Below are 26,411 nucleotides of genomic sequence, written 5' to 3'. Positions count from 1 at the left end.
GGCACAAATTAGGATCGAATTTTGGTATAATTAACTGGTGTATTTGATACACTTTGGCCTATTTTGGTTGTTATGCGAACATAGTATTCTTCTTAAAAAGGAGCACCTAACACTTTTTTTAGGTTTCGCGGCCTTTTCTTTTGTTAAATTTTTGGGCTAATAACTGCAAAAAATAACATTACTAAATAAGGTTTTTCCGCCTTCCCAAAAATTTCTAAAAAGTGGGTCGATTGCGAGGTAAACTACTTGGCCTCTGCCAAAGTCTTGCGTACCGATTAGCAATCCTGATTTGAGTTCTTCTCTAGCTTTTTTGCCCACAACACCTGCAATTAAACTTTTATCATTAACAGCGCCAATATTCCAGCCATTAACAAAAGGTTCGTAAATTTTTCTATCGGTTTTTAAGCTATAATAAGCTTTGCCCAAACCATAAGAAAATGGATGTGAATCGTCTAAATTAATGCGATAGATTGCGCCGGGAATGGAAACATCGTAATCATCTTTATCCTTGTTCTTAAAAAGTAATTTGTTGGGTTCCAGCTTTTCGTCTTTTTTTATGGCGAAATCTTTTTTCTTAATTTCAAAGCCTTTCTTATCCAACACACTCTCAATGGCATCTTCCATTAAAATTAACTTCCCGCCTTTATTAATCCACGCGGTAAGTCCATCGCCAATAAAGGAGCTGTAATCGCCATTAGGCAGAATTAGCGTATTAATTTTATCGTAATCCAATCTATTTAAATCGTTTTGGTTGATGATTACTGGAGAAAGATTGAGGTCGTGCTCCAAATAAAACCAAACTTCGCCAAAAGCCAACGAAGAAGTTTCGGAACCGGAGACGATGGCAATTTTTGGTGCTTTTAAAATTGGGTAAACATTCGATCCAAAGTCTTTACCCTTCTCTACAAAACCAATCATAGTAGTTTGGATAGGTTGATTTAGTTGTGCAGCAATGTTCACAACTTTCGTTTTTAAATCCTTTACCAATCGTTCATTCTCGTTTCTTAACACAATTAAAGTGCCCGATGCGAAATCCTTTCCATTAACGGTAAACGGCTGATCGGCTTGCCTAACTTTAATATTTTGATTTTGTAAGGCGATTAATACTTGTACATTATTACTACTCCCCCAATTAAAAATCCATGCTAGCGGTTTATCGACATCATTACCGGGTTGTTTAATTTCCTCCAAGGTTGAAAATTTTCCACTGATACTTTCCTTACTTGCGTAGGCTGCTAATCCATATACATAGGGTAAAGCCCAAGCGGTAATGTCGTAAGTGTTAGAATCGGTTACAAAGGTTTGAGGTTCGAAAAGAACGTTAGCCAACACCGCTTTTGATTGTTGTACATTCACAATTAAATCGTTACGGCCAATACTGAAGTTTTCTTCTTTCTGGGTATCATAATTGTAGCCTCGAGCTGTTTTTTCCCCGCCGTAAGCAAATTCAATTTTATTTTTAGTAAGTAATTCGGCAAGTTTTTTTAACCGTGATAGGTTGGTTGGCTTAATTACATAGCTTTTATAAATCCCTGGTGAAGCATTAATTTCTTGCTGAAAGTATTTTTTAAATTCTTGAAGCAACTGGTTATGGTTTAACGAACTTACTTCGATGGTTGACATGCTCGTAGCGAAATGATGCGCAATTCTATCTTTTAAGGTTAGCGTATCACCATCTTTAGTTACCACAGATAGCCCTGCTCTTATGCCACCTTGCTCATAAGTCATCCCAATGGCGCCGTTATATAAAGGGTAGGTATCTCCATACGATGGATAGAGTAAATCGAACCTTTCTTTTGTAAAGTATTGCCAACCTTCTGCATCAAAGTATTTGGCATTATTTTTACCCACCACCACTTGAAAACTCTTTTGCCATGCCGTAATGTTTTGGTGCACAGGCTCTGCTGCTGGCGCGAAGTAATAAGGTTCGTTATAGCCTTGCTCATGAAAATCTACGTGCACTTCTGGCATCCAATTGTTATACAACGCTAACCTTTGTGTACTTTCAATTTGCGTTTGCCATGCCCAATCTCTATTCAAATCGAAATAATAATGATTAGGTCTTCCCCCGGGCCAAGGTTCTATATGTTCTCTAGATTGAGGGTTTGAATTTGGCTTATTACCCACCACGCTATTAAAATAATTCACATATCGATCTCTACCATCTGGATTAAGACATGGATCGATCACAACAACTGTATTTTTTAGCCATTGATTTGCCTCGTTATTTAAGCCAGAAGCCAATGTGTACAGGGTTTTCATTGAGGTTTCTGTCGAATTCGCTTCATTTCCATGTACATTATAACTTAGCCAAACAATAACAGGTTGACTTGCTAAATCTACTTGAGTAGCTTTTCCAGAAGTTAACGCTAAATTATTTTTTCTTATTTGTTCAATTTTAGCAATGTTATCTGCAGATGAAACTACCGCCACCATTAATGGCCTGCCCTCATTGGTTTTACCATATTCAATAAGCTTTACATTTTTCGATGCAACCGAAGCGGTCTGCCTAAAATAATCAACCACTTTGTAATGAGGGGTAAAATGACTACCCAATTCATATCCCAAAAATTGATCGGGAGATTGGACTTGGCCACGAACCAGTAAGGATGTAAATAAGATGGCTATCAAGAAGGTAAATGTCTTTTTCATTTATAATGATCTTGTTGGTAAGAGATATGAATTTCAGTTCGGCTTCGTTAGAAAACTTTTTAAAGCAAATTTTTCATCTAATGTACTAATTTTGTTTTTTATTGGAGCTAAAGCTTAATTTTACAATAGAAATAATACCAAAACATGATTGCGATAGAAGAACTTTATAATTATTATTTAGGAAATAGCCAAATCTCTACCGATACCCGAAACATTACTCCGGGTTGTATTTTCTTTGCATTAAAGGGCGATAATTTTAATGCCAACGAATTTGCAGTGCAAGCCATAGAAAAAGGTGCGTCATATTCGATAGTAGATGAAGTGGCTCATTCGATAAATGAGCGTTGTTTATTGGTTGATGATGTGCTAACCACGCTACAAGATTTAGCACGCCACCACCGAATGCAACTAAATATTCCAGTGGTGGGCTTAACTGGCAGCAATGGCAAAACAACAAGCAAGGAATTAATTAATGCTGTTTTATCCGAGCGATTTAAAACCTTTGCTACTTTTGGCAATTTAAATAATCACATTGGTGTTCCATTATCCATTTTGGCAATTAAAAGCGATGTAGAAATTGCGGTTATTGAAATGGGTGCGAACCATCAAAAAGAAATCGAATTTCTTTGCAGTATTGTGCAGCCCACTCATGGCATAATTACAAATGTTGGCATGGCACATTTAGAAGGATTTGGCGGTTTTGAAGGCGTAAAAAAAGGCAAAGCAGAATTATATGCCTATTTAAAGGTAGCCAATGGCTATGTTTTTATCAATAGAGATAATGCTTTTTTGATGGAAATGTGCGCGTCTAAGCACTTAAATAAACTCATTTATTATGGCTCCGAAAACGGCAATACCATCAAAGGCACTTTAAAAACAAGCGATCCATTCATTGAAATCGACTGGACAAATCATGAAGAAAGTACTTCGGTAAAAACAAACTTAACGGGAAGTTATAATTTCGAGAACATTCTATCAGCAATTTGTATCGGCGATTTTTTTGATTTATCACCAGCGGAAATAAATTGCGGTTTAGCTAATTATGTACCGAAAAATAACCGTTCGCAATTGACAAAAACTGAACATAATACCGTAATCTGCGATTTCTATAACGCAAACCCGAGCAGTATGAGCGCTGCAATTGATAATATTTCTGTTTTAACTGCCGATAAAAAAATTGTTATTTTAGGTGATATGTTTGAGCTTGGGGATGAATCTGAAGCACAACATCGTTTAATTGCCATGCAAGCTGTAAAAAGTGACCCAGAAAAAATTATTTTAATTGGCAATAGTTTCTACCTTTTTAAGGATGATTTTAACGCCATTTTTTTTAAAACCCCTGCAGAAGCAGTAACTTATCTTCAACAAAACCCTATAAAAGACCATTTAATATTGCTAAAAGGATCCCGGGGGATGAAATTGGAAAACTTATTGCAGTATTTGTAACATCGTTTTTGAAGTGAAGCCAGAAAAATTACTATTATAAAAAAAAAGCGCTGTACATAACATACAGCGCTTTTTTTATGAATTGCTTTGTTCTTTAAAATGTACAAGCAATTTTTCCATAAACGTAACGGCCGTTAAATCCAAATTGGCTAACCGCTCTAGGATATAAAAATCTTCCGTTTGAAGTATTATCAAGGCTACCGGAATAAGTATTTCCTGGCGTTCCGCTCAAATTATTTGCATTGTCTCGAGGATCGATATATAACTTATCTGGATAAACATCAAAAATATTGTTTGCACCAACAGTAACCGACCACACTTTGCTTGCTTGGTAACTTACAGAAAAATCACTCACCCATTTAGGAGAAAATGTTTGATCTAACTGAACAGGTAAGCCATTTGCAGGAATATTTGGATCAACTGCGTTTAAAAAAGTTACTTCCCCAAAACGCACCGTTCTAGCAACAAATGATAATTTTTCGATATTTAAAGTAGCAGTAAGGTTTAATTTATTTTTAGGTACTGAGCTTTCAAATCGAGAGCGCTCTAAACGATCGAACAACTTTGCTTTTAGGTTTGGATCACTTTCAATTTTTGGCGACCCTTGAATGCTTCTTACCACAGTTTTATTTACATTACCCGCAACGCTTAAAATTAAATTGCTTTTGCTGCTAAACGTAAATTTGTTGGTTAACACAACATCAATACCAGCAGTATTTGTAGTAATTGCATTGGTAAAAAACTGCACACTATTAACTTGTGCCGTTGGATCAACTGTATTTAAAATCTGATTTACAACACCTGTTGGAACCAAAACGCCTCCCGAACGTTCTCGAGCATATTGACTTGAGAAAACGATACGGTCTTTTATATCAATATTATACGCATCAATTGTAAACGTAAATGTTTTAGCAATTCTGCCAGCCAAACCTAAACTACCAGATTTAGAAATTTCTGGTTTTAAAGCACCAACACCAAATTGAGCAACAATTGGGTTTGCATTGTTTACGGTTAATACCTGTGTGGCATTAGTGCCTACAAATTGCGTGCTCTCATTGTTAAAATATTGTTGGTGTAAAGACGGTGCTCTAAATCCAGTTGCATAAGCACCACGTAAAGATACATCGCCAAAAAGCTTAACCTTACCTGTAAATTTATAAGAAAAGTTAGAACCAAAATCACTAAAGTTCTCATAACGACCCGCAGCCTCCAAAGTTAAACGTTTGCCAAATTCTGCTTCAAAATCTGCATAAGCACCAACGTTATTTCTCGATTTATCTAAAGCATTAGCAGGTTTAAATCCCGGAAAAACTTGCGATCCTGAAGCTGTTGGCGAGGTACCAATCATTCTTCCACCATTTGAATAAGACAATGGCTCACCTTGCTTAATTTGATAATTGTCTATTCTAAACTCAGCACCAAAAGCAGTATTTAAGGAGGTTAAAAAACCACCGTCAAAAGTGTGTTTTTTATTCAAATCGAAATTACTAGTATTTTGTCTAAACAACAGTTCGCCTGCGTAAAACGAAGTAGGGCTTGTTCCTGTTGGCAGAGATGCATTTACAGTATTGTTAATATTAAACTTAATGGTGTTTTCGCCACTTGTATTACTCAAATCATAATCCCAAGTACCTAATTTACCTCTTAAACCTAAAGAGAAAGAGTAATCGTTAATTTTCGTATCGATTAAAGGTAAAAATCCATTCGGATAGATACTTAAATCTACCTGAGTAGTTTGGGTTGGCAAGCGGTAGAAACCAGCGGCGCTACCTGTTTTATGTGTTATACCACCCGCAAAATACAATTCTGCAGTTTTACCTAAATTAAATTGTCCGTTTAAAAAACCGCCAGCATTTTGAGAATCTGACTGACCAACTTGCATGTTGTTTCTGTCTAATCCATTGGCAGCCGCCCTAGCGTCATCTGCAGCCTTTATGCCCGCAAAACGTGCTTGGAAAGCTGCTTCACTTTCTAATGCGCCTTTGGTTGGGTTTGCAGCATACAAAAGCGGACGGGTATCTAATCCACCACGATTGGTGTTGTCTCTTTTTAGATATTGTACTGCAAAATTTATAAATCCTTTATCGTTATTAAAAGCCCATCCTTTACTAAAGTCTGCTTGGAAAGTACGTCCATCCAAAAACTCGCGACCTAAAGCTTTAGAGTTTGATTGACCGAATGAAGTTGAGAAGCTATAAGGTGTTACTTTTTTAAGTACGATGTTAATTACACCAGCAATCGCGTCAGAACCGTATTGGGCTGCAGCGCCATCACGCAAAACCTCGATACGCTCAATTGCAGCAACGGGAATAGAATTTAAATCCGTACCTACCGAACCACGCCCGAAAGTACCATTAATATTAACTAAAGCAGTAGTGTGTCGGCGTTTTCCATTTACCAAAACTAATACTTGATCAGGACCTAACCCACGCAAAGATGCAGGATCTATATGATCCGTACCATCGGCAACGGTTTGCCTATTAGAACTGAAAGATGGTGCAACGAAATTTAAAATTTGCGTTAAATCTGTTTGAGCAAAAACTTTAATATCTTTAGTAGAAATTAAATCTACAGGAACTACACTTTCAATGTTCGTTCTTGGTGTAGATCTTGATCCGATCACAACAACATCGCCCAAATCGGCTTTCGTTTCGTCTAATCTAAAATCTAATGTAGTTACTGTTTTGCCTACCGCAACAGCCTGCTCATTGTTAACATAACCTGTAAAAGTTACCCTAACCTTATAAGAACCTGCAGCAGGTAATTTTATCGAATACACACCGTTGGCATTAGTTGATGTACCCAACTTCTGCCCTACAATTTGTACGCTTGCACCAGGAATTACAACTCCTGAAGAGTCAGCAACTTTTCCTTGTAAACTTTGTGCAACTACTTGATTTGAGCATACAAAAAAAGCAAATACTAGAAATAATTTGAGTAATTTTTTTATCATAATTGTTAATTTAGTTTCACAATTATAACAAATATTTTACAAAGAAAAGCTTTTAGCAAATTATTTTAGCGTAACGCTCAATACTTTACCTAACCAAGATGATTAACCATTACTACTTTACTTCCTCAACCAAAATACCAACGTCACTTATTTCCATCAATGGATTATCCCTCATGTTTTGCTCCAAATCAATTTCATGTTTACCATTTTTTTCGAAGTGATAATTGCTAAGTAAAGGCAAGTTGTAGGTAAAAAGATTGCCCGATCCACTGCCCAACCATTCTCCATCGTTTTTAGCCAATTTAAATTCAAAGCGTTTTGTTGCCGTTGATTTATCATTTTTAAAATGCGCGAGAATAAAAATATTGGCATACCTATAATCGGCAGTATGCCTTAATTTAAAATAGATGTTGTAGGCTTTTGTATAGTCTTTTATCTCGAAACTGGCTTTAATATGATTTCTGTAACTCCAAGCATGGTCAGGAATTTCCACATTCACATCAGCAATATTGCTCGCACAACTTGATAGAAGGGAAATTGCAAAAAATATCCCGACTAATAAAGCCGCTTTTTTACTCGCCAGAAGGCTTAATTTCTGAACCATTGTTGTTTAGGCGGTTATTGTTTTTCTTTCTATTATTTCTATTTCTGTTGCGGTTCTGCTCGGGCAATTGCCCACCTTCGGCAGTTCCCTCTTGATTTGGATTTAACTTAGCAACTGGTGCGCTTTGTGGCTTTGCCGATTGTGGTTTTTGCGTAGGTTTTTGCGCTAAAGGTTTATCTCCCGGCGCTGGCCTATTTCTATTTTGATTGCGGTTTGGATTTGCTTTTTGGTTTGGATTACGATTTTGATTATTATTCTTGTTTTTACGCTCATCTAAACGGGTTAAACTATCCTGCCCAACTACATTTTCGTAATCGAAAGTTTTTTCTACAACAAGCGGAGTTGCCACTTTTATAGCTTCTTCTTTTAAATTAGGTGCCTTTTTGCCGGCCTTATTCATAGCCATAATTTCTTTTACACGGGCAGCCGCAATCGGAATCCAATTTTCATCATTCGGATAGCTGAACCACATAATTTTCTTAAAAATATCCGTTTTTTGATGACGGGCGTACCCAATCTCAGTATCCAAACTTTCAATGCGATCCGGAATATCTTTTAAAGCATCTAAATAAGTATCCAATTCATAATTTAAACAACATTTTAGCTTACCACACTGGCCTGCTAACTTTAAAGTGTTTAATGATAAGTTTTGATATCTGGCCGCAGCTGTAGAAACGGTTTTAAAATTTGTTAACCACGTGGAGCAGCAAAGTTCTCTACCACAAGAGCCTATTCCGCCTAAACGGCCAGCTTCTTGACGCATCCCAATTTGGCGCATTTCGATCCGCACCCTAAAATTTTCGGCCATTTTTTTAATCAGCTCTCTAAAATCTACCCGACCTTCTGCAGTATAAAAAAATGTGGCTTTGGTTTTATCAGCTTGGTAATCTACATCGCTAATTTTCATCGACAAACGCAAATCCAAAGCCATTTTACGGGCTTTATGCATGGTTTCCCACTCCATCTCTTTTGCCGAATTCCACTTTTCTACATCAGCCTCTGATGCCTTACGATATATTTTCTTAGTTACTTGGTCTAAGCTGGTTTTTCTCCGTTTCATTTGGATACGAACCAACTCACCAGTTAGTGATACATGCCCTACATCAAAGCCACCTGTTGGCCCTTCAACGGCAACAAGCTCGCCAATTTCTAAGTAAATATTATCACTATTTAAAAAGAATTCCTTTCTAGAACCTTTAAATTTTATTTCTGTAACCTGAAAAGGTTTATAATTTGAAGGCATATCCAAATTGGCTAACCAATCATGAACTTCCATTGTTTGGCAACCACCGGTGCCACATGAGCCATTACTTTTGCATCCATTAGGGGTGCAACCACCACCTGTCGAACAACTTCCACATCCCATAATTAATTGTATATATATTGAATCCCCGCGGGGAGTGTTTTAAACTTTATAATTTTAACCAATTGTAAAGATACATCTAAAAACAGAATTTTTGGATTCGCATTACGTTCTATATGGTAATGTGCTTTCTCCAACTCTGCAATTATCGCCTCAGCCATTGGCAAACTAAGTACTTTTTCGCTCAACTTTTTTGCCGTTTCCAATGTTAGGGGAGGTAATTTAACCAACTCATCTGCACCGCTTATTATTAGGCAACATGCTCTGAGATAATTTATGCCATACCGCAAAAAATTCTTTTGATTTTCTCGCCCCCACTTCGCTGCCTCATCTGTAAAAGTAATTAAATCGGGCACTTTATTTCCAAAACCTAACCTAAGCCAGTTGGTAAATGTACCAGAACCATCCGTCTGTTTATCATTTGCCAAAGCCTTCGCCTCAATCAAATTTCCATCTGCTAAAAACGAATATTCAACCGCTTGTTCCTCGTTCAAGTCTCCATGCGCTAATAAATAGTTCGAAACCTCAACATTACTCAATTTTGGTATTTTAACAATTTGCGTCCGAGAGATGATGGTGGTTAAAATCTGTTCTTGATTTTGAGAAACTAAAATAAAAAGTGTATTTTCTGGCGGTTCTTCGATCAATTTCAACAAGGCATTGCCCGCTTTATCCAAGTATTCGGGCAACCACATAATTAAAACTTTTGTGCCACCTTCAAAGGCTTTATAGCTTAACTTTTTTATAATATCGTGGCATTCTGCAATCGGTAAATTAGGCTGTTTGTTTCCTGCATCAAGTTTTGATCGCCAAATATCCATGTCGAAATACGGATCGTGCAACAACATATTACGCCATTCTTCGATGTAATTTTGCGCAACATCTTCCTTCCCTTTTGGAAAAAACGGATAAGAAAAGTGTAAATCTGGATGGATATAACGCTCGTATTTACGGCAACTGGAACAAATGCCACAACTTTCATTTTCCAATTTATCAACACAATTTATATACTGTGCATAGGCAATAGCAAGTGCTAAAGCGCCCGAACCTGTTGGAGATAAAAACAATTGCGCATGGCTCAAACGGTTTTCCTTAACCGTTTGAATCAACTGTTGCTTTATCTTTTCTTGTCCGATGATTTCTTTAAACTGCATTTTGTGCAAAATAAGAAATAGATACGAGATGTAAGATATGTGAGCTAAGAAATTAGAATTATTGAGCTTAAAAGGGAAAATTTGTTGGTTTATTTTAAATCAAAATTTGTAAAAAAGTGAAGTTTTTGGGCTTTTATATTACACTCAGGTTGTTAACAAAAGAAGTCAAGTTTTTAAAAACTTGACTTCTTCAAAAGCAAAAACATTAAAAACGATAACCAATACCAATATTGGCGCGAATACCTGCCCATGGCCCTTTTAAATTAACAGATGCTCCATTACCATCAACTGTGTAAGTAACTTTACCAACTGGCAAATCAATACCATCCAGCTCATCTCTCAAATCCTTTTGTTCCTGTGTATCTAAGGTCTTCTTACCAATTAAGCTGCCTTGAGAAATACCATATTGAGGGCCAAAAATTGACCAATCGAGGTATAATTTATTGGCTATTTCCCATTGCGCACCAAATAAAACCCCAGCAGTGTAAGTATTCAATTTACCGCTAAGCGGGATTATTTCAGTTTTGTTATTAGATGTGAATTCATAATTGATTGAAGCATTATAATTTGCATACCTTAAATATGGGGCAATGTAGAATCCCTTAAACACACCTTTGCCTAAATAAAATTTTATTTCTGGTGTGATGGCTACGTTGCCCAATTCTAAACTACCAAGCTGATCATCAATATCATTAAATAACGAACTAAAAGGCAAAGATCCTTTTGGCATTACCCTAATGCCAAGCCCAACGCTCGTTTTGCCATAAATGGCTCTTTCATACTGAACATTTAATGTTTTTAATGCCAACGATGGCAAATTGAGCTTAATTAAATTCGCTCCATCGGCAACAGCACTGTTTTCATTGGTTTGCGCTAAACAAACTTGAAGGCAACCTAAACCAATTACAAAGGTTAAGCCTAATTTTTTGAGATTTAGATTCATATTTTACAACTTTAAAGAATAATCAATAAATATATAACGAAAAAAATTCCTAACCTACAATAAATTCAAAAATTATGCGTTTTAGCGTCTCATATTTGTGCGAGATGCCGTAAAATCAAAAAAGCCTATCTTTGAGGCTTTAAAATTTCTATGGCTAGGATACTTGCATTTGATTATGGAACAAAACGCATCGGCATTGCTGTTACCGACCCATTGCAAATTATTGCAACGGGATTAGATACCATTCATCCCAAAGATATTATTGAATACATCAAGAAATATATTTCAACCGAGCAGGTTGAAGCCTTCGTATTAGGCGATCCAAAACAAATGGATGGATCAGATTCTGAATCTAAACAACATGTAAAGGGTTTTTCAACGCTATTAAAAAAATCTTTTCCTACCATTCCTCAACATTGGGTTGATGAACGCTTCACTTCAAAAATGGCGCATCAAACGATTATGCAAAGCGGTTTAAAAAAAATGGACAGGAGAGATAAAAACCGTGTAGATACCATTGCTGCCACCATTATTTTACAATATTTTATGGAAGCGAATCATTCTTAAAAATTATCTATATTTGTAATTACTTTATAATTACAATATGCAAACTAAACTTATTCAAATTGGGAATTCTAAGGGGATTAGAATTCCTAAAAACTATATAGAACAATTCGATTTAGATAAAGGCAAAATAGAAATTCTAATAGAGACTGATGGAATTAAAATTAAAAGCCTATCAAGTATTCCATCTATAGAAACTTGGGAATTATTATTTCAACAAGCCGAAAAAAGTAATGAAAAGCCTGAAAACGACTTTTTTGAAGGAATTGCAAACAGTATTGATGACAGTGACTGGACATGGTAATTAAACAATTTGAGGTTTGGTTGATTGAGCTAGACCCCACGAAAGGAAGCGAAGTAAAGAAGGCAAGACCATGTTTGGTTATATCACCAAATGTTATAAATAATCATTTAGCCACCATTTCGGTAATACCATTAACAAGCACCATTAAATCCTACCCAACAAGAGTAGATTGTATTTTTAAAGAGAGAAATGGACAATTAATGGTTGAGCAAATGAGAAGTTTAGATAAAGTTAGGTTTATTAAAAAACTGGGAGTGATGGATAAAGATTATTGCAAATTAGTATGCGATTTATTGGTAGAAACCTACAGATGGAGACCCTAAAAAGCAAAATTTTTATAATAAGTTATTGATTACCGCCGTTTATAGACACAATGATTAGCGAAGATTTACAAACCTTACTCTTAAATTACTGCGAACCCGAAAGCGAACTATTGCAAGAAATAGATCGTGAAACTAATTTGAAGGTTTTGATGCCTCGCATGCTTTCCGGCCATTACCAAGGCAGAGTTTTGAGTATGCTCAGTAAAATGATTGCCCCCAAACGAATTTTAGAGATTGGCACATTTACGGGCTATGCCACACTGTGCTTAGCTGAAGGATTAACTGAGGATGGCATTATCTATACCTTAGATATTAACGCAGAATTGGAAGATATGGCAAGAAATCACTTCAAAAAATCTCCGTTAAACGCCAAAATTAACTATATTATTGGCAATGCCACACAAACCATTAATGATTTAGATGAAGTTTTCGACCTTGTTTTTATTGATGCTGATAAAAAAAATAATGGCACTTACTATGATTTAATTTTCGACCGGGTGCGCCCTGGTGGACTAATTATAGTGGACAATGTACTGTGGAGCGGGAAAGTGCTCGAAACAAAACAAGATAAAGACACTCAGAATATTTCCAATTTTAACCATAAAATTGCACATGATAACCGTGTAGAAAAGCTGATTTTACCGGTTAGAGACGGTTTATTCATCATTAGAAAAATAGCATAAAACTTTAAAATAAATTGATAATTTTAAGCTAGTGACAGGGCTAACCATTACTCACATAAAAAATAAAAGATGAAGAAAATATTTACTTTAATCGTTTTCTTGCTGATATCTGTATTTACCCGAGCCGAAACCATTGCGTCGTATATTTCAGAACACGTAGATATCGCTAAAGAATTGATGCATGAATACAAAATGCCTGCAAGTTTAATTTTAGCTATCGCGATACACGAGTCTGCAGCGGGCAACAGCAAAATTGCAAAACACCTAAACAACCATTTTGGTGTAAAAGGCTCAAATAGCAATACCGATATCCGTTCTGCCTATCGGGATTATGCCAGCGCAGATGAATCTTACAATCATTTTGCAGAAATTATGCAAACTAGATCGCCATTTAAAGGGCTTTTTGATAAATATGACCAATTTGATTATAAAGGCTGGGCCAGAGGAATTCAGCGCTGCGGTTATGCACACAGCCGAACTTGGGCGAGCCAAGTTATTGCTATTGTGAACAAATACGAACTTTATAAATACGATGAGCGCCCTGATGATTATGAAGAACCTGTTTATGCGCCAATTGTTAACCATAAAAAATCGGCCAAGCGCAAATCGTCGCATTATTATACTGTAAAAAGTGGCGACAACCTAAATAAAATAGCCGATAAAAAAGGAACAAGCGCTAAAGCCATTATGCAAAAAAATGGCTTAAAAAGTATAGCCATTAAACCCGGCCAAAGATTAAAGTTTTAAGTTTCAATTATTTTTAAAAAACCCATGCGTTTATCTATCCGTTTAATATTTCTGCTCGTCTCTGTTGTTTTTTTTAGTGCTTGTAAAACTCGAAAATTTGCACAAAACAACAAACAAATAGAAAAGCAAGCCAGCAAAAACAATAACAACACTTTTAAAAGCTACAACACTTTAAGTTATATAGATGAATTTAAGGCTGTTGCAATAGAAGAAATGAATGCGTCTGGAATCCCAGCAAGTATTACCCTTGCGCAGGGCATTTTAGAATCTGGCAGTGGCAATAGTGATTTGGCAAAATACGCAAATAATCACTTTGGAATAAAATGTACATCCGATTGGAAAGGCAAAAACTACTTTAGAGACGATGATCAAAAAAATGATTGTTTTAGGGTATATAAAGATGCGCGCGAATCTTTTAGAGATCACTCTGAATTTTTAAAACGCAAACGTTACAGTTTTCTATTTCAATTGGATAAAAACGATTACAAAAGCTGGGCTCAAGGTTTAAAAACTGCAGGCTATGCCACTAATCCACGGTATCCAGATATGCTGATCAACACGATTGAAAAATATAGGCTCGATCAATACGACCAATCAGAAACCGAAAAACAAAAATTAGTTCGCGAGGATCGTGTGTTTACGCAAATTAATGCCAATATCCCAGTAGAAAATAAAAAATTTAAACCAGTCGAAACGCCCCCTGCTGGCGCAAAACCTATTTTAGCCGACGGAACTTATACTGTTGTCAAGGGCGATACTTTGTACAATATTTCCAAACGCTTTAACCTCACGGTAGATCAACTAAAGGTTTTAAATAATATTGCAGATGATGGCATAAAACTTGGCCAGGTAATTAAGGTTAAATAATGTTAACACACTTTTTATAACAGTGCGTAATTGTAATTTTGTTATCCGATGAAATTTATTTTTGCTATAATTCTTTTTCTTTTACCAACCACAATGCTTTTGGCGCAACATCAGCCGGTGCAAGGGCTTGTTATAGATAAAGAGACGAAGCAGCGCTTGGCAAAAGTTTATATTTTTAACACCCGAACGGGCGATGGTTTATATAACAATACCAAAGGAGAATTCACCACTAATGCACTCCCGGGCGATACTTTGGTTGCCGCATTGAGTGGCTATGGCGTTGATACCATTATATTTAAAGGCCAGGCTGCCGCTTATTTCCAATTAAAATCTTTAGGCATACGTTTAAGAGATGTTGTGATTCAACAAAAGCGCCTAACGCCCAAAGAAAAATATGAGCAAACTAAAGAGGAATTTAAATATGCAACGATAAGAGGAAGCAGTAAAGATTTATTAAACCTAAGCAATAATGGAGCGGGATTAGGTATTGATGCGATTTACAACCTACTAAGTCGCCAGGGTAAAAACGCCCGCTATTTGCAAAAAATATTGGAAAAAGATTACCGGGAAGATTTGATCGATTATCGCTTTAGGCCGAGTTTGGTAAGTCAGGTTTTGAGAATTAAAGATGCTGAACTGGAAGATTTTATGCTTCAATATCGGCCAACCTATCAGTTTGTGTTGGATGCAACCGATTATGCTTTTAACCTTTTTATTAAAAATGCCTACAAAAGTTATAAACTAAACCCGAGTGCTTTGCGTTTAAAACCTTTGCCTACCATAAATTTCGATAAACTTTGAAAACGCCCATTGTAATTGTAAAAAAGCTTCCGGCATTGGGCATGGCCTTATTTCCTTTTATTTTATTAAATAATGCGAATCTTAAAAACGATAAAGTTATTATCAACCATGAAAAGATTCATCTGCGCCAGCAATTAGAAATGTTAATATTACCTTTTTATGTACTGTATATTGTTAATTATTTAGTTAACAGATTAAAATATAACAGCCACGATGAAGCATACAGACACATTGTTTTTGAGCAAGAAGCGTATCAACATGATTTTAATTTAAAGTATTTATCCACGAGAAAAAGTTATGCTTGGTTAAAATATAGATAAAAAATAAGGAGTTTGAAACCTTCATTACGTGTAACATTTTGATAAACAGTTTAATCTCTAACAAATTTTCATTTTCTTTGTAGCAATGAACAAGTTTTTAGTCAATTTTTTATTTATTACCTGTATTTGCTGTACCAGTTTATTTGCTCAAGAAATTGATACCGTGCCTATAAATACAAAAGGATTAAATATTAAGCTTAAAAGAAGTCCTTTGCCGAGTCGCTTGCTCCCGTTATCTTTCGAGCCTGTGAAACTTAATCCGGCCATTGTAAATGCTAAAGTAAATTACTGGAAAACGCAAACCAATGTCGGCTTCAATATCAATCAGGCATCATTTAGCGACAACTGGAAAGGTGGCGGTACGAACTCAATTGCTGTTGGTGGTTTACTAAATTATAAGGCCGAGTATAGTAAAAACAGTTACAATTATGTAAGTGAAGTGATTTTACAATATGGTAAAGTAAAAAACAAAGACCAATTGCAAAAGAAAACGAACGACAGAATTTATTGGGATAACAAAGCATCTTTCCAATTGTCTAAAAACTGGTATTTCTTTGGTTCTGTGAATTTCGAATCGCAATTTGATAAAGGTTTTTCTTATAGTAAAAATGCCGACGGGTCGGAACAAGAAACCATTATTTCGAAGTTTATGAACCCCGGTTATTTAACTGAATCGATCGGTTTTGAGTATAAGCCAAACAAATATTTCTCTACACGAATTGGTACAGGTACGGCCAGGCAAACTTTTGTTTTAGATACTACACTTTATAAAACCAATGCCAAAAACTTTGGTGTAACAATAGGTAAACGGTTTCGCAACGAATTGGCTTTCCAGATTGTAAGTGCCTTCGAAAAAGAAATATTCCAAAACGTTAATCTAAAATCGAGGTATGCCATGTTTATTCCGTACGAAAATATCGGCTGGCTACAAATAGATCATCGTTTAGATGTGGGTTTAACGGCAAAAATTAATCGATTTATGAACACCAGTTTAACTGGAGTTGTGCTGTTTGATAAGGATACCGACGCAAAAGTGCAGGCCAGTCAAACATTAGCGCTAGGGTTTTCTTTTGTTTTTCCGAGATAGGTTAAGCTAACGGCAATAAAATAGCGGTGTAACAAATCCATATTTCTGCCCCCTCAACTGATGATACTTTCGACGCAATTTTTTTGAGTTTCAGTTCAGAAAAATTACAGTCTATTTTTAATATATTTGTATTTTTAGTAATAACACAAGGCTTTTGCGTAGAGCAAGGCTTTTATCAGTATAAATAAACATGTTTGATAATTTACAGGACAAGCTAGACCGGGCATTTAAGGTTTTAAAAGGACAAGGAAACATTACGGAAATAAACGTGGCCGAAACCATGAAAGAAATTCGTAAAGCTTTATTGGATGCCGATGTTAACTACAAAACTGCCAAAGCGTTTACTGATGAGGTAAGACAAAAAGCTTTAGGTCAAAATGTATTAACAGCAGTTTCTCCGGGCCAATTGCTTACTAAAATAATGAACGATGAGCTGGCCATTTTAATGGGTGGTGAAGCTGCAGAGTTAAATTTAAAAGCCAACCCAACCATTATTTTAATAGCAGGTTTAAACGGTGCTGGTAAAACTACTTTTGCTGGTAAATTAGCCAATCATTTAAAAGGAAAAGGCAAAAACCCATTATTGGTTGCTGGCGATATGTACCGCCCCGCAGCAGTAGATCAGTTGGAGGTTTTGGCCACATCTGTTGGGGTTTCGGTTTATTCAAATCGCGAATCTAAAGATCCTGTTGCCATTGCTTTAGAAGGTATAGCACATGGTAAACAAAATGGCAATAATGTAATTATTATCGATACCGCTGGTCGTTTGGCCATCGATGAATCGTTAATGAATGAAATATCTGAAGTAAAAGCCAAAACGCAACCACACGAAATTTTATTTGTTGTGGATTCGATGACGGGGCAGGATGCTGTAAATACCGCCAAAATATTTAACGATCGCTTAGATTTTACCGGCGTTGTTTTAACTAAGTTAGATGGAGATACGCGAGGTGGAGCTGCACTTTCCATAAAATCGGTAGTTGATAAGCCTATTAAATTTATCGGTACTGGCGAAAAGATGGATGCGTTGGATGTTTTCTATCCAGATCGTATGGCATCGCGTATTTTGGGTATGGGTGATGTGGTTTCGCTTGTAGAACGTGCGCAAATGCAGTTCGATGAAAAAGAAGCCGCAGAATTACAGAAGAAAATCCGCAAAAATAAATTTGATTTCAACGATTTCTACAATCAGATTCAACAGATCAAAAAAATGGGTAACATGAAAGATTTGATGGGCATGATACCTGGCGTGGGCAAAATGATGAAAGATGTAGATGTTCAAGATGATGCATTTAAAGCAATTGAAGCAATAATCCAAAGCATGACACCTTTTGAAAAAGCAAATCCAGATAGCATACAACAAAGTAGAAGGTTGCGTATTGCAAATGGATCGGGAAGCAAAATTGAAGAGGTAAATAAGCTGATTAAGCAGTTTGATGATATGCGTAAAGTGATGAAACAGTTCTCTAATCCCGCTGCAGCCGCAGCCATGATGAAGAATATGCCTAAAATGCCAATGGGCAGAAAATAATTCACGACGCTAATTTATATATAAGTCTCAACTTTACGGTTGGGACTTTTTTTTGCTTCTTTTGCGATGTATTTTAAGCTGCGCTGTTGATACAATTTCCCCGCAGATTACGCAAAGAAGAAACGCAGATTTGAAATAATTTTTTTGCCTAACAATTTCAAATTCTGCGTTAATATACGGTATTTAAAAAAGAACGAAGTCGAAATTAAAACCCTGTGGATGGTAGTTCTCTAAGACTATTATTGCTTTAGTGCCCTCCATTGAGTAAACATATTTCTTATTCAGGATAGCCCGGGTTTTGTTTTCCAATAGATGGATTGTTCAAAAATTCACTATGCGGAATAGGCAAAATATATTGCTCAGTGGTAGTAATGGTTGGCCTCAATTGTGTTACGGTAGCCAATGGGAAACGCAGCAATGCCCAATAATTCATATCATCTTCGCCAACAAAGTTTCTTATCCATTCGTAATAAATTTGCTTTTGCACATCCAACGGTGATATTGCAGCATCTACAGTAGTGAAATTAGTAACTCCCGCATGGCTCATAATGTTTTTTAGAATATTCTTTGCTGCGTTCAAATCGCCGCCTGATCGTGCTATGGCTTCAGCTTTCATTAAGTAAACTTCTGTTAAACGAAATGCATAACTAACTTCTGAAGTTTGTGTTGTGATTAAATCACTCGTTACATATTTTATAAAATAAAATCCCTTACCGCCATCACCATCCGGGCCTATAATCCAAGATTGACGTGGATCGTTGTTTAGCAAGCTTTTAAGGGCTGAGGTGGCTACATAACTGGGATCTACAAAATATCCACCCATATTATAATAATATTTATCCTGACCGGCCTGTGGTTTTACGCCTAACATTACTTCTTTACTACTTAAGCCCTTTGTATAAAATATATCTTTAAGATTAGGTTCTAAAAGATAAGGGCTGTTAGCTATAATATTATCAGCTAAACTAATTACTTGTGGATAATCCCCGGCTTCGCCACGATTAAGTAAAACCCTCATTTTTAGCGCCATGGCTGTATATTTATTTACATACACATTGCTACTGCTCACAACTGCGCTATCGATAGCATAATTAATATCATTTAAAATAAAATCGTAACTACTTTTTACACTCGCCCTCGCTTGGAGGACATTAGTTGAAGTTACAAATTTGTCACGAAGTAGCGCGCCGTAGCTACTGTTTATATCCCACCATTGGCCATACCATGATAGTAATTTATAAGTAGCCCATGCCCGCATAAATTTAGCTTCTGCTTTAATGTTGGCTTGAGCATTGGCGGAAAAAGAAGAAGGATTTGCCTTACTTACTCCTTCAATAATACCATTGGCGCTATTGATGATCGCGTAATCTGTATTCCATTCCTGACCGATCAAATAACTTTTTGCCAATTTATTTTCAGTTTCATCAAGGGAATTATATCCATTGTCCATAAAACCGGTTAGAAATCCTGCATAAATTTCATTTTTTAACCAATCTGTATTGGTACGAGATGCATTTGCAAAACGATAATAGACGCCGTTTAGCGCTGTCCTAGCCGTTTGTTCATTTGTAATTACATTCCCTTCCACCAATGAATCTTTAGGTAAGGCATCCAATTGCTTCTTACACCCAAATTGCAACGCTGCAATTAAAGTAATGATTAATAAACTTAAATATTTTTTCATTTTATAAATTTTTAATTGACTTTTTTTAAAAAGATAACCTCAATCCCAAAACATACTGCTTAATAGTGGGGTAATTATTAGAATCAGTATAACCGTCTACAAGGCTGTAAGGATCGTTACTTACTTCCGGATCTTGCCCCGGATACCTAGTAATAGTAAAGAGGTTTGTTGCAGAAAAATATATAGATAAATTTTCAATGTTCGCTCTTTTTATTAATTCTTTTGGAAACCGATAATTAAGTGTAATAGATTTAAGTTTTAGATAAGAGGAGCTATAAATATTATTATTGGCAGTACCGCTTGCATTATAACCATAAATCAAACGTGGTCGATCAGACGTTGTATTTGTAGGCGTCCAATGATTTAAAATAGCGGTACTTTTATTCGTAAGATCATTTACGGAATGATTGCTGATTTCAGCAAGGTATAAAATATGGCCACCAACAGAATAGTTGAGTAATGCTGATAATGAGAAATTTTTATAACTTATATTATTTGTGATACCCCCATAATATTTTGGAGAGGCGGTGCCTATAAATTGACCATTATCTGGAAAATCTCCCATCAAACTGTACATAGGATCACCAATATTTATGTAAGGAGTGAAGTAAGTATAATATGGTTGTGTAGATAAATAACTATCTAACTGGGCCTTTGATTGTATGATCCCAAGAAAATTTAAGCCAACAAACTGTCCTACCGGAGAGCCAGAAATCAACACTGAATTAGCAGAAATATAGTTAACACCATCGGCAGTAACAACATTTCCATGGTTAGGGTCGGCAAAAATTGAATTTAGATTGGTAACCAGACTCCTGTTAAAAGATGTATTGATGCTAGTATTCCATGAAAAAGTTTTGCCTCTTATGATGTCTATATTTAGTTGGATTTCCAACCCTCTGTTTCTTATGTCAGCAAGGTTAGCTATAAGTGTAGAATAAGATGAACTCGGGGCTAAAGGTACTGTATATAGCAGACCAGACGATTTTTTTTCGTATATACCAATACCTCCTACAAGCCTAGATTTGAAAAAAGAGAAATCGATTCCGGCATCTTTTTGCAAGGTAGATTCCCATTTAATAGTACTGTTTCCTAATTGGGTGGGTATTGTTGCGTTGCTGCCATTATAGGAGCCAGTGGTATATAAGGTACGGAATGAATTATCACCAATATTTTGTGTTCCTGTATAGCCCATACTTGCTCTTAACTTGATATCATCCACCCATGAAACATTTTTTAAAAAATTTTCTTGCGAAATTCTCCAACCTATACCTGCTGATGGGAAATACCCAACCTGATTATTCGAAGGAAATTTAGAAGATGCATCAGAACGGCCGGTGACAGTTAAAAGGTATTTGTCTTGGTAAGCGTAATTTACCCTCGCATAAAAACTCAAGAGAGAGTTTTGAGTCGATCCAGAAATATTGGGAAGCGCTAAAACTGCAGAACCAATGTTATTTAGTATTATATCATCCGGATAACCCTGCCCAGATGCTTGGAAAGTGTTACTTTTATCTAGCTGCCAAGATGTACCAATCACTGCATCTAAACGGTGGTTACTATTAAATTGATGAATATAATTCAATGTGTTCTCATACAAAGAGGATGTAGATTCAGTTTGACCCTGAGATCCAATGCCACCCTGGGAACTTCCTCCAGCTCCGCTCGCTACTTTAACTAAACTATTTGAAGGTGTAAAATTTCGCTGATGATAGGAATTATAATTAATCGAAGCCTGACTTCTAAATTTAAGGCCTTTGGCGATGTTATATTCAAGGGCTAAAGAACCAAGAAATGAACCATTCTTCCCTTCGTTAATACCGTTTAATAGTGCCAAAGGATTTTGAAAACCAGAAGCATTTAAACTTCCAACGGCGCTTCCATTTAATCTTGCTAAGGTACCATCATCATTGTAAGGTTGTTTCGTCGGCGGCGCATATAGCGCCTGAGAATATGCACCATTTGTAATATTATTACGGGTAAACCCATAATTGATATTGGTAATAAACTTAATTTTATCTGTAATGTCATTATCAAAATTTATTTTCCCTGAAATGCGCTTAAAATCAGTTCCGAGTACCACACCTGTTTGGTTCGTATAGGATAAGGACGTATAGTATCGTGAAGATTTACTGCCACCTCTTATAGAAATATCAGTGTTTTGAGAAATGCCATTACGCAAAACAAGGCCTAGCCAATCTGTATTTGCGTTTCCTAGAAAATTAGGATCCGTTAGTATTTTGTTAGGTATCGTACTTACATCATCACCAGCAGCAGTTTGAGCATCCACCAAATTTTGAGCGGCTTCTTTAAGTACACTTCTATATTGATCTGCATTGAGAAGTTTTGCTTTAATTGGTTTCGAGACACCTGTATAATTATTAAACTCAAAAATTGGTTTCTCATTAAAGCTTCCTTTTTTGGTTGTAATTATCACCACGCCATTCGCAGCCTTGGATCCATAAATCGCTGTACCAGATGCATCTTTCAAGATATCGATAGTTGCAATATCATTTATATTAAGACCAGCCAAGCTATTCAAGCCACGGGCAAATGAGCCTGATAGTGCGCCGTTTGCTGACGAATTACCTGCAGACTGCGCAATTGGATCCACTACTTCGCCGGGGGTTGTTATATATCGGTCTAGTGGTGTTACCTGCACTCCATCAATTATATACAACGGATCGTTTCCTCCGAGTATAGATGTACCCCCTCTTATACGAATACTAGCCACGCCACCTGGCGAGCCATCTCCCTGTACAACCTGTACCCCGGCGGCTTTTCCGGATAATGCCTGATCTATACTCGCATAGGGTACGTCTTTTATTTCATTTACATTAACACTAACTACCGAACCTGTCAAGTCTTTCCTCTTTGTAGAACCGTACCCTACCACTACAGCTTCTGCCATATAATTTACTTTGATTTTCAGCCTTACATCAGGTATTTCGCTTCGACCATTTACTTTTATTTCCAATTGCTCTACACCTATTCCGGTAAAAACTAAAGTAGCATCCCCATCTATACCTGTCAACCTAAATTCTCCGTTTTTGCCCGTGCTCGTGCCCCTACGTGTACCTTTGACTGTTATAGTAATTCCTTCCATGGGCTCGTTGTTTTCATTTACAGCTTTGCCATGTACGTTTATGAGCAGGGCTGTATGGATTGCAGGATCTGGTATCTGCACTTTTAAAATAACCCCAGGTTTTTTAGTGATTATGATAGTATTTTCCTGAATGGCATAATCCAATAGTTGACCTACAAAACATTGTTTTAACACAACAGTGATGGGCACGTTTTTTACATCAATACTCACTTTGCCAGCTTCTAACAAAATTCTCTTACTATATAAAAACCCCATACCCGTCTGTTTTTCTATTTCCCGGAATACTTTTTCTACTGGTGCATTCTTCACCAAGATAGTTACGTTTTGTGCCGAACTAGCAGCTGATACAGGCAGAAAAAAAGCAATTAGTAAAATTAAAGTCAATTTCATCACTTTCTCTAGTTGAGGAGTACGCAGTTTCAAAATAGTTTTGCTTTTTGGTAGGGCAAAAATACTTCGCTTATTAAGGATTAGTAAGTTCATACATTTTTAGTGTTTTGGTTTAAGAATAAATGATACATGAAGATTTTTAATTATTTTACTGAGCCACAAACCGCCTGTAATGTTCGTGGCAATGCCGGTATGTTAGTTTGCTTTTTTTATTGTACTATAATTGTTTTTCCTTTTATTTCAAATTTTACTGACCCAGTGGTTTCCAGCATTTTTAAAATCTCAGATATTTTTACATTCCGTGATATTATGCCCACAAATTCATCTTTTGGTATGCCATTTTTGTAGTAGACAGTTACATCATACCATCTTTCCAACTGCCGCATAATTGTTTCAAGGTCTGTACTGTTAAATATAAATTTATCATTCTTCCAAGCCATCACCGTTTCCACATCTACCCTTTTATTTACAGAAAGCTTTCGTTCTTTTGTCAACTGCACTTGCTCCCCTGGAGTAATCCTCACTCCCAGCCCTCCTCGGCGAGAAGAGGGGATTGAAAACTGCACACTTCCTTCAAGTAAAGTAGTATTGATAGTGGGTTCATCTGCATAGGCATTCACATTAAAATGCGTACCCAAAACTTTCACTTCTCCTTTACCGGCAACATCTACTTTGAAAGGCATTGCCCCATTTTTGGCTACTTCAAAATAAGCTTCACCGGTAAGCCTTACGTTTCTTTCTTTACCGGAAAACCTAGTGGGGAAGTGCAGAGAGGAAGCGGCATTCAGCCAAACTTTAGTACCATCTGGCAAGACTAAATGGTATTGCCCGCCACGTAAGGTGCTGATGGTATTGAACACAACGCCACCATTTTTTCCAACGGCGGAATAAGTTAGTTTACCCTTCGATTTTGTTATGCTGGAATTACCCTGACTAGCTAATTTTCCATCTGATGCACTATCTAAAATGATGCTTGATCCATCCGATAAGGTGAGCATGGCTTTGTTATCACTAAGGGATGGATTGTTTACTTTCTCAACCCCTAAAACAATTAGAGTAGGTTTTTGTGTAAACTGATTATAGCCTATGATAAGTCCTATTAGTAATACTGCAGCAATAGAAGCACACTTAAACCAGACCTTTTTATATATTGGTAGAACTTTGGCCAGCTCTATTGTCACCACCGTAGTATGTTTAGTTTTGGTTTTTATACTTTTAAATAAAGAGCTAAGCCATTCTTCTTTTTTTACTGGACTAAGCCTAGTCCATTCATTTTCACTCTGATTTTCTCTGTCCAGCCACTCTTCTACGCGCCTGAGTTCTTCTTCATTACAATTACCAGAGAGGTACTTGTCCAATAAATTTTTGATTTCATTTACATTCATGAAAATAGCCTTGATATTATACAAGTCGTTTTAGAAAGCAAATAGTACTATTGAAATTGAAAAAAAAACTAAAATAGTCAGCTCTTTATTACAGCCACAAATACATTTTTCATTTATCTGTACAGGAACGTAGAAAATTCAGTGCAGTTGTTAGCTGGTTTTTTACAGTTTGAGGGGAGACATTCGTCTGATTGGCAATTTCTTTAATAGAGAGTTGGCCTTCGCGGCTTAACTTATAAACTTCTTTAACCTTCGGTGTCAATTTATTTACAGCACTTTGAAGGGTGGCATCTAGTTCTTTTGTAGTTATTGCATCTTCAACATCATTTACTACTCCCTGCGGCAGGGACCCTAATTTATCTGCATATTTTTCAATTATGACCTTATGCCTGAAAAAATCGATAATTCTGTATTTGGCCACAGTAAATAAAAAAGCGTTTAAAGAATGTGTGATTTTCAGCTCGGATCTTTCTTCCCATAAGTAAACAAAAATATCCTGGATGATATCTCTCGCTTCTTCCAGCGAAGGAAGTTTGGAGGCCGCATAGTTTGTTAAATCCGGAGCGTATTTCTCATAAATTGCAGCATACGATTGCTCATCCCCGTCCCTGAGTCCTTGAATTAAAGTAGATTCATTGTACACCCCATTGTCCATCAAAATAGTAAGGTTCAGTTTGCCGAATTTATAAATATAATCCCGTTATTCCTATGTTACCTTACTTAAAAAATTTCAGACTCGGATGTGCTTTCCAGCATACCCTCACAAATAAAAACATCCTAACAATTTTGATAAATGGCAATGATTTCTTTAGAGATCAAGGATTGCTTGAGTATTTTTTTGCGTTAGTTAGATTCACAGTTTTTTATAGTTGTCACTGTTATCTTAGTGTTATTTGTCTCGCTACCTTATAGCGTTATTATTGTTAAATTTTATTCAAAAAGAAAAGTAACTCTCTTACAAAAAATCCTAATATTTCAGTCTATATCGACATTTTTTTTGTTTAGCTGGTTCTTTTATGAAAGTTTCACTGTTTTCTTAGTGTTATTTGTCTCGCTACCTTATAGCGTTATTATTGTTAAATTTTATTCAAAAAAAAAAGTAACTCTCTTACAAAAAATCTTAATATTTGAGTTTATATCGATATTTTTTTTTGTTTAGCTGGTTATTTTATGAATGTATGGCGGTGTCCAATCAAATAATAATTATAGAATTATTCACACGCATTTTGAAGAAATTTGCGTTGCAACGGTCTTAAATTACTTGCAACCAGATTGCGCAGAAAAGAAACGCAGATTTCGAATGATTTTTTCGCTCAGCGATTTAAAAAATCCACTTAATTTGCGGAATTTATCACTTTAAATCTGCGGGGAAAAATGGGGTCAACCGTAAAAGCTGGGGAGTGCTGGCTCTAAGCAAACAATTTTCCAAGTCTAAACAGGAAAAATTTGGGATCGGTTACGCCTCTTAAATTAGCTCTGAATAGTTTTATTTTTGAATTGAATG

The 26,411-nt window shown here is 36.2% G+C and carries 21 protein-coding genes; 11 read left to right on the top strand and 10 right to left on the bottom strand.

Annotated features, from left to right (window positions below; genetic code table 11):
• Positions 1–156: 156 nt before the first annotated feature.
• On the bottom strand, positions 157–2,652 hold the full coding sequence (locus tag EZJ43_RS00105; protein ID WP_133260626.1) for a M14 family metallopeptidase: 2,496 nt from the start codon (positions 2,650–2,652) through the stop codon (positions 157–159).
• Positions 2,653–2,796: 144 nt separating this feature from the next.
• On the opposite strand from EZJ43_RS00105, the gene EZJ43_RS00100 reads away from it, so the two are divergent.
• Positions 2,797–4,098: a UDP-N-acetylmuramoyl-tripeptide--D-alanyl-D-alanine ligase gene (locus tag EZJ43_RS00100; protein WP_207924536.1), complete on the top strand. Its 1,302-nt coding sequence runs from the start codon at positions 2,797–2,799 to the stop codon at positions 4,096–4,098.
• 94 nt (positions 4,099–4,192) lie between these two features.
• On the opposite strand, the gene EZJ43_RS00095 is transcribed toward EZJ43_RS00100, so the two are convergent.
• The 5 genes from EZJ43_RS00095 to EZJ43_RS00075 all read right to left on the bottom strand — a co-directional run bounded on the left by EZJ43_RS00095 (position 4,193) and on the right by EZJ43_RS00075 (position 11,115).
• Positions 4,193–7,051: a TonB-dependent receptor gene (locus tag EZJ43_RS00095; RefSeq protein ID WP_133260625.1), complete on the bottom strand. Its 2,859-nt coding sequence runs from the start codon at positions 7,049–7,051 to the stop codon at positions 4,193–4,195.
• 112 nt (positions 7,052–7,163) lie between these two features.
• Positions 7,164–7,655: a gliding motility lipoprotein GldH gene (locus tag EZJ43_RS00090; RefSeq protein ID WP_133260624.1), complete on the bottom strand. Its 492-nt coding sequence runs from the start codon at positions 7,653–7,655 to the stop codon at positions 7,164–7,166.
• Positions 7,624–9,021, bottom strand: a complete 1,398-nt coding sequence (locus EZJ43_RS00085; protein WP_133260623.1) for a PSP1 domain-containing protein — start codon at positions 9,019–9,021, stop codon at positions 7,624–7,626. The genes EZJ43_RS00090 and EZJ43_RS00085 overlap by 32 nt, the downstream gene beginning before the upstream one ends.
• A 2-nt stretch (positions 9,022–9,023) precedes the next feature.
• Complete coding sequence (locus tag EZJ43_RS00080; RefSeq protein WP_133260622.1) at positions 9,024–10,172, bottom strand: DNA polymerase III subunit; 1,149 nt, start codon at positions 10,170–10,172, stop codon at positions 9,024–9,026.
• A gap of 205 nt (positions 10,173–10,377) precedes the next feature.
• On the bottom strand, positions 10,378–11,115 hold the full coding sequence (locus EZJ43_RS00075; RefSeq protein WP_133260621.1) for a DUF3575 domain-containing protein: 738 nt from the start codon (positions 11,113–11,115) through the stop codon (positions 10,378–10,380).
• Positions 11,116–11,265: 150 nt separating this feature from the next.
• On the opposite strand from EZJ43_RS00075, the gene ruvX reads away from it, so the two are divergent.
• The 10 genes from ruvX to ffh all read left to right on the top strand — a co-directional run bounded on the left by ruvX (position 11,266) and on the right by ffh (position 18,342).
• Complete coding sequence (ruvX, locus tag EZJ43_RS00070) at positions 11,266–11,682, top strand: Holliday junction resolvase RuvX (protein ID WP_133260620.1); 417 nt, start codon at positions 11,266–11,268, stop codon at positions 11,680–11,682.
• A gap of 37 nt (positions 11,683–11,719) precedes the next feature.
• Positions 11,720–11,983, top strand: a complete 264-nt coding sequence (locus EZJ43_RS00065) for an AbrB/MazE/SpoVT family DNA-binding domain-containing protein (RefSeq protein WP_133260619.1) — start codon at positions 11,720–11,722, stop codon at positions 11,981–11,983.
• On the top strand, positions 11,977–12,306 hold the full coding sequence (locus tag EZJ43_RS00060) for a type II toxin-antitoxin system PemK/MazF family toxin (protein WP_207924535.1): 330 nt from the start codon (positions 11,977–11,979) through the stop codon (positions 12,304–12,306). Before EZJ43_RS00065 ends, EZJ43_RS00060 begins: the two co-directional genes overlap by 7 nt.
• A 50-nt stretch (positions 12,307–12,356) precedes the next feature.
• Positions 12,357–12,989, top strand: a complete 633-nt coding sequence (locus tag EZJ43_RS00055) for an O-methyltransferase (protein WP_133260617.1) — start codon at positions 12,357–12,359, stop codon at positions 12,987–12,989.
• A gap of 69 nt (positions 12,990–13,058) precedes the next feature.
• The gene (locus EZJ43_RS00050; protein WP_133260616.1) at positions 13,059–13,736 is read left to right on the top strand and encodes a glucosaminidase domain and LysM peptidoglycan-binding domain-containing protein; all 678 of its coding nucleotides are present in this window, start codon (positions 13,059–13,061) and stop codon (positions 13,734–13,736) included.
• Between the two features lie 24 nt (positions 13,737–13,760).
• On the top strand, positions 13,761–14,603 hold the full coding sequence (locus tag EZJ43_RS00045; RefSeq protein WP_133260615.1) for a glucosaminidase domain-containing protein: 843 nt from the start codon (positions 13,761–13,763) through the stop codon (positions 14,601–14,603).
• 48 nt (positions 14,604–14,651) lie between these two features.
• Entirely contained in the window at positions 14,652–15,404 is a 753-nt protein-coding gene (locus EZJ43_RS00040) for a hypothetical protein (protein WP_133260614.1), read from the top strand.
• Complete coding sequence (locus tag EZJ43_RS00035) at positions 15,401–15,724, top strand: hypothetical protein (protein ID WP_133260613.1); 324 nt, start codon at positions 15,401–15,403, stop codon at positions 15,722–15,724. Before EZJ43_RS00040 ends, EZJ43_RS00035 begins: the two co-directional genes overlap by 4 nt.
• Positions 15,725–15,809: 85 nt before the next feature.
• Complete coding sequence (locus EZJ43_RS00030; RefSeq protein WP_133260612.1) at positions 15,810–16,811, top strand: DUF3078 domain-containing protein; 1,002 nt, start codon at positions 15,810–15,812, stop codon at positions 16,809–16,811.
• Between the two features lie 190 nt (positions 16,812–17,001).
• Positions 17,002–18,342, top strand: a complete 1,341-nt coding sequence (gene ffh, locus EZJ43_RS00025) for a signal recognition particle protein (protein ID WP_133260611.1) — start codon at positions 17,002–17,004, stop codon at positions 18,340–18,342.
• Positions 18,343–18,619: 277 nt separating this feature from the next.
• Here the strand turns inward: ffh and EZJ43_RS00020 are convergent, their stop codons facing one another.
• The 4 genes from EZJ43_RS00020 to EZJ43_RS00005 all read right to left on the bottom strand — a co-directional run bounded on the left by EZJ43_RS00020 (position 18,620) and on the right by EZJ43_RS00005 (position 25,562).
• Positions 18,620–20,026, bottom strand: a complete 1,407-nt coding sequence (locus tag EZJ43_RS00020) for a RagB/SusD family nutrient uptake outer membrane protein (RefSeq protein ID WP_133260610.1) — start codon at positions 20,024–20,026, stop codon at positions 18,620–18,622.
• Positions 20,027–20,051: 25 nt separating this feature from the next.
• Positions 20,052–23,387, bottom strand: coding sequence for a TonB-dependent receptor (locus EZJ43_RS00015; RefSeq protein WP_243718006.1), 3,336 nt, complete (start codon positions 23,385–23,387; stop codon positions 20,052–20,054).
• Between the two features lie 344 nt (positions 23,388–23,731).
• Positions 23,732–24,907, bottom strand: coding sequence for a FecR family protein (locus EZJ43_RS00010; RefSeq protein ID WP_133260609.1), 1,176 nt, complete (start codon positions 24,905–24,907; stop codon positions 23,732–23,734).
• A 109-nt stretch (positions 24,908–25,016) separates the two neighbouring features.
• Positions 25,017–25,562, bottom strand: a complete 546-nt coding sequence (locus tag EZJ43_RS00005) for an RNA polymerase sigma factor (RefSeq protein ID WP_133260608.1) — start codon at positions 25,560–25,562, stop codon at positions 25,017–25,019.
• Positions 25,563–26,411 lie beyond the last annotated feature (849 nt).

The organism is Pedobacter changchengzhani (assembly GCF_004354365.1).
In the GTDB taxonomy this organism is placed as follows: domain Bacteria; phylum Bacteroidota; class Bacteroidia; order Sphingobacteriales; family Sphingobacteriaceae; genus Pedobacter; species Pedobacter changchengzhani.
The sequence above is the reverse complement of the archived record's forward strand: the minus strand, read 5'-3'. Positions and strand labels throughout refer to the sequence as shown.

Excerpts from the sequence above, each read along its gene's own strand:
- EZJ43_RS00105 (WP_133260626.1), bottom strand. The coding sequence starts at position 2,652 with ATGAAAAAGACATTTACCTTCTTGATAGCCATCTTATTTACATCCTTA.
- EZJ43_RS00100 (WP_207924536.1), top strand. The coding sequence starts at position 2,797 with ATGATTGCGATAGAAGAACTTTATAATTATTATTTAGGAAATAGCCAA.
- EZJ43_RS00095 (WP_133260625.1), bottom strand. The coding sequence starts at position 7,051 with ATGATAAAAAAATTACTCAAATTATTTCTAGTATTTGCTTTTTTTGTA.
- EZJ43_RS00090 (WP_133260624.1), bottom strand. The coding sequence starts at position 7,655 with ATGGTTCAGAAATTAAGCCTTCTGGCGAGTAAAAAAGCGGCTTTATTA.
- EZJ43_RS00085 (WP_133260623.1), bottom strand. The coding sequence starts at position 9,021 with ATGGGATGTGGAAGTTGTTCGACAGGTGGTGGTTGCACCCCTAATGGA.
- EZJ43_RS00080 (WP_133260622.1), bottom strand. The coding sequence starts at position 10,172 with ATGCAGTTTAAAGAAATCATCGGACAAGAAAAGATAAAGCAACAGTTG.
- EZJ43_RS00075 (WP_133260621.1), bottom strand. The coding sequence starts at position 11,115 with ATGAATCTAAATCTCAAAAAATTAGGCTTAACCTTTGTAATTGGTTTA.
- ruvX (WP_133260620.1), top strand. The coding sequence starts at position 11,266 with ATGGCTAGGATACTTGCATTTGATTATGGAACAAAACGCATCGGCATT.
- EZJ43_RS00065 (WP_133260619.1), top strand. The coding sequence starts at position 11,720 with ATGCAAACTAAACTTATTCAAATTGGGAATTCTAAGGGGATTAGAATT.
- EZJ43_RS00060 (WP_207924535.1), top strand. The coding sequence starts at position 11,977 with ATGGTAATTAAACAATTTGAGGTTTGGTTGATTGAGCTAGACCCCACG.
- EZJ43_RS00055 (WP_133260617.1), top strand. The coding sequence starts at position 12,357 with ATGATTAGCGAAGATTTACAAACCTTACTCTTAAATTACTGCGAACCC.
- EZJ43_RS00050 (WP_133260616.1), top strand. The coding sequence starts at position 13,059 with ATGAAGAAAATATTTACTTTAATCGTTTTCTTGCTGATATCTGTATTT.
- EZJ43_RS00045 (WP_133260615.1), top strand. The coding sequence starts at position 13,761 with ATGCGTTTATCTATCCGTTTAATATTTCTGCTCGTCTCTGTTGTTTTT.
- EZJ43_RS00040 (WP_133260614.1), top strand. The coding sequence starts at position 14,652 with ATGAAATTTATTTTTGCTATAATTCTTTTTCTTTTACCAACCACAATG.
- EZJ43_RS00030 (WP_133260612.1), top strand. The coding sequence starts at position 15,810 with ATGAACAAGTTTTTAGTCAATTTTTTATTTATTACCTGTATTTGCTGT.
- ffh (WP_133260611.1), top strand. The coding sequence starts at position 17,002 with ATGTTTGATAATTTACAGGACAAGCTAGACCGGGCATTTAAGGTTTTA.
- EZJ43_RS00020 (WP_133260610.1), bottom strand. The coding sequence starts at position 20,026 with ATGAAAAAATATTTAAGTTTATTAATCATTACTTTAATTGCAGCGTTG.
- EZJ43_RS00015 (WP_243718006.1), bottom strand. The coding sequence starts at position 23,387 with ATGGGGTTTTTATATAGTAAGAGAATTTTGTTAGAAGCTGGCAAAGTG.
- EZJ43_RS00010 (WP_133260609.1), bottom strand. The coding sequence starts at position 24,907 with ATGAATGTAAATGAAATCAAAAATTTATTGGACAAGTACCTCTCTGGT.
- EZJ43_RS00005 (WP_133260608.1), bottom strand. The coding sequence starts at position 25,562 with ATGGACAATGGGGTGTACAATGAATCTACTTTAATTCAAGGACTCAGG.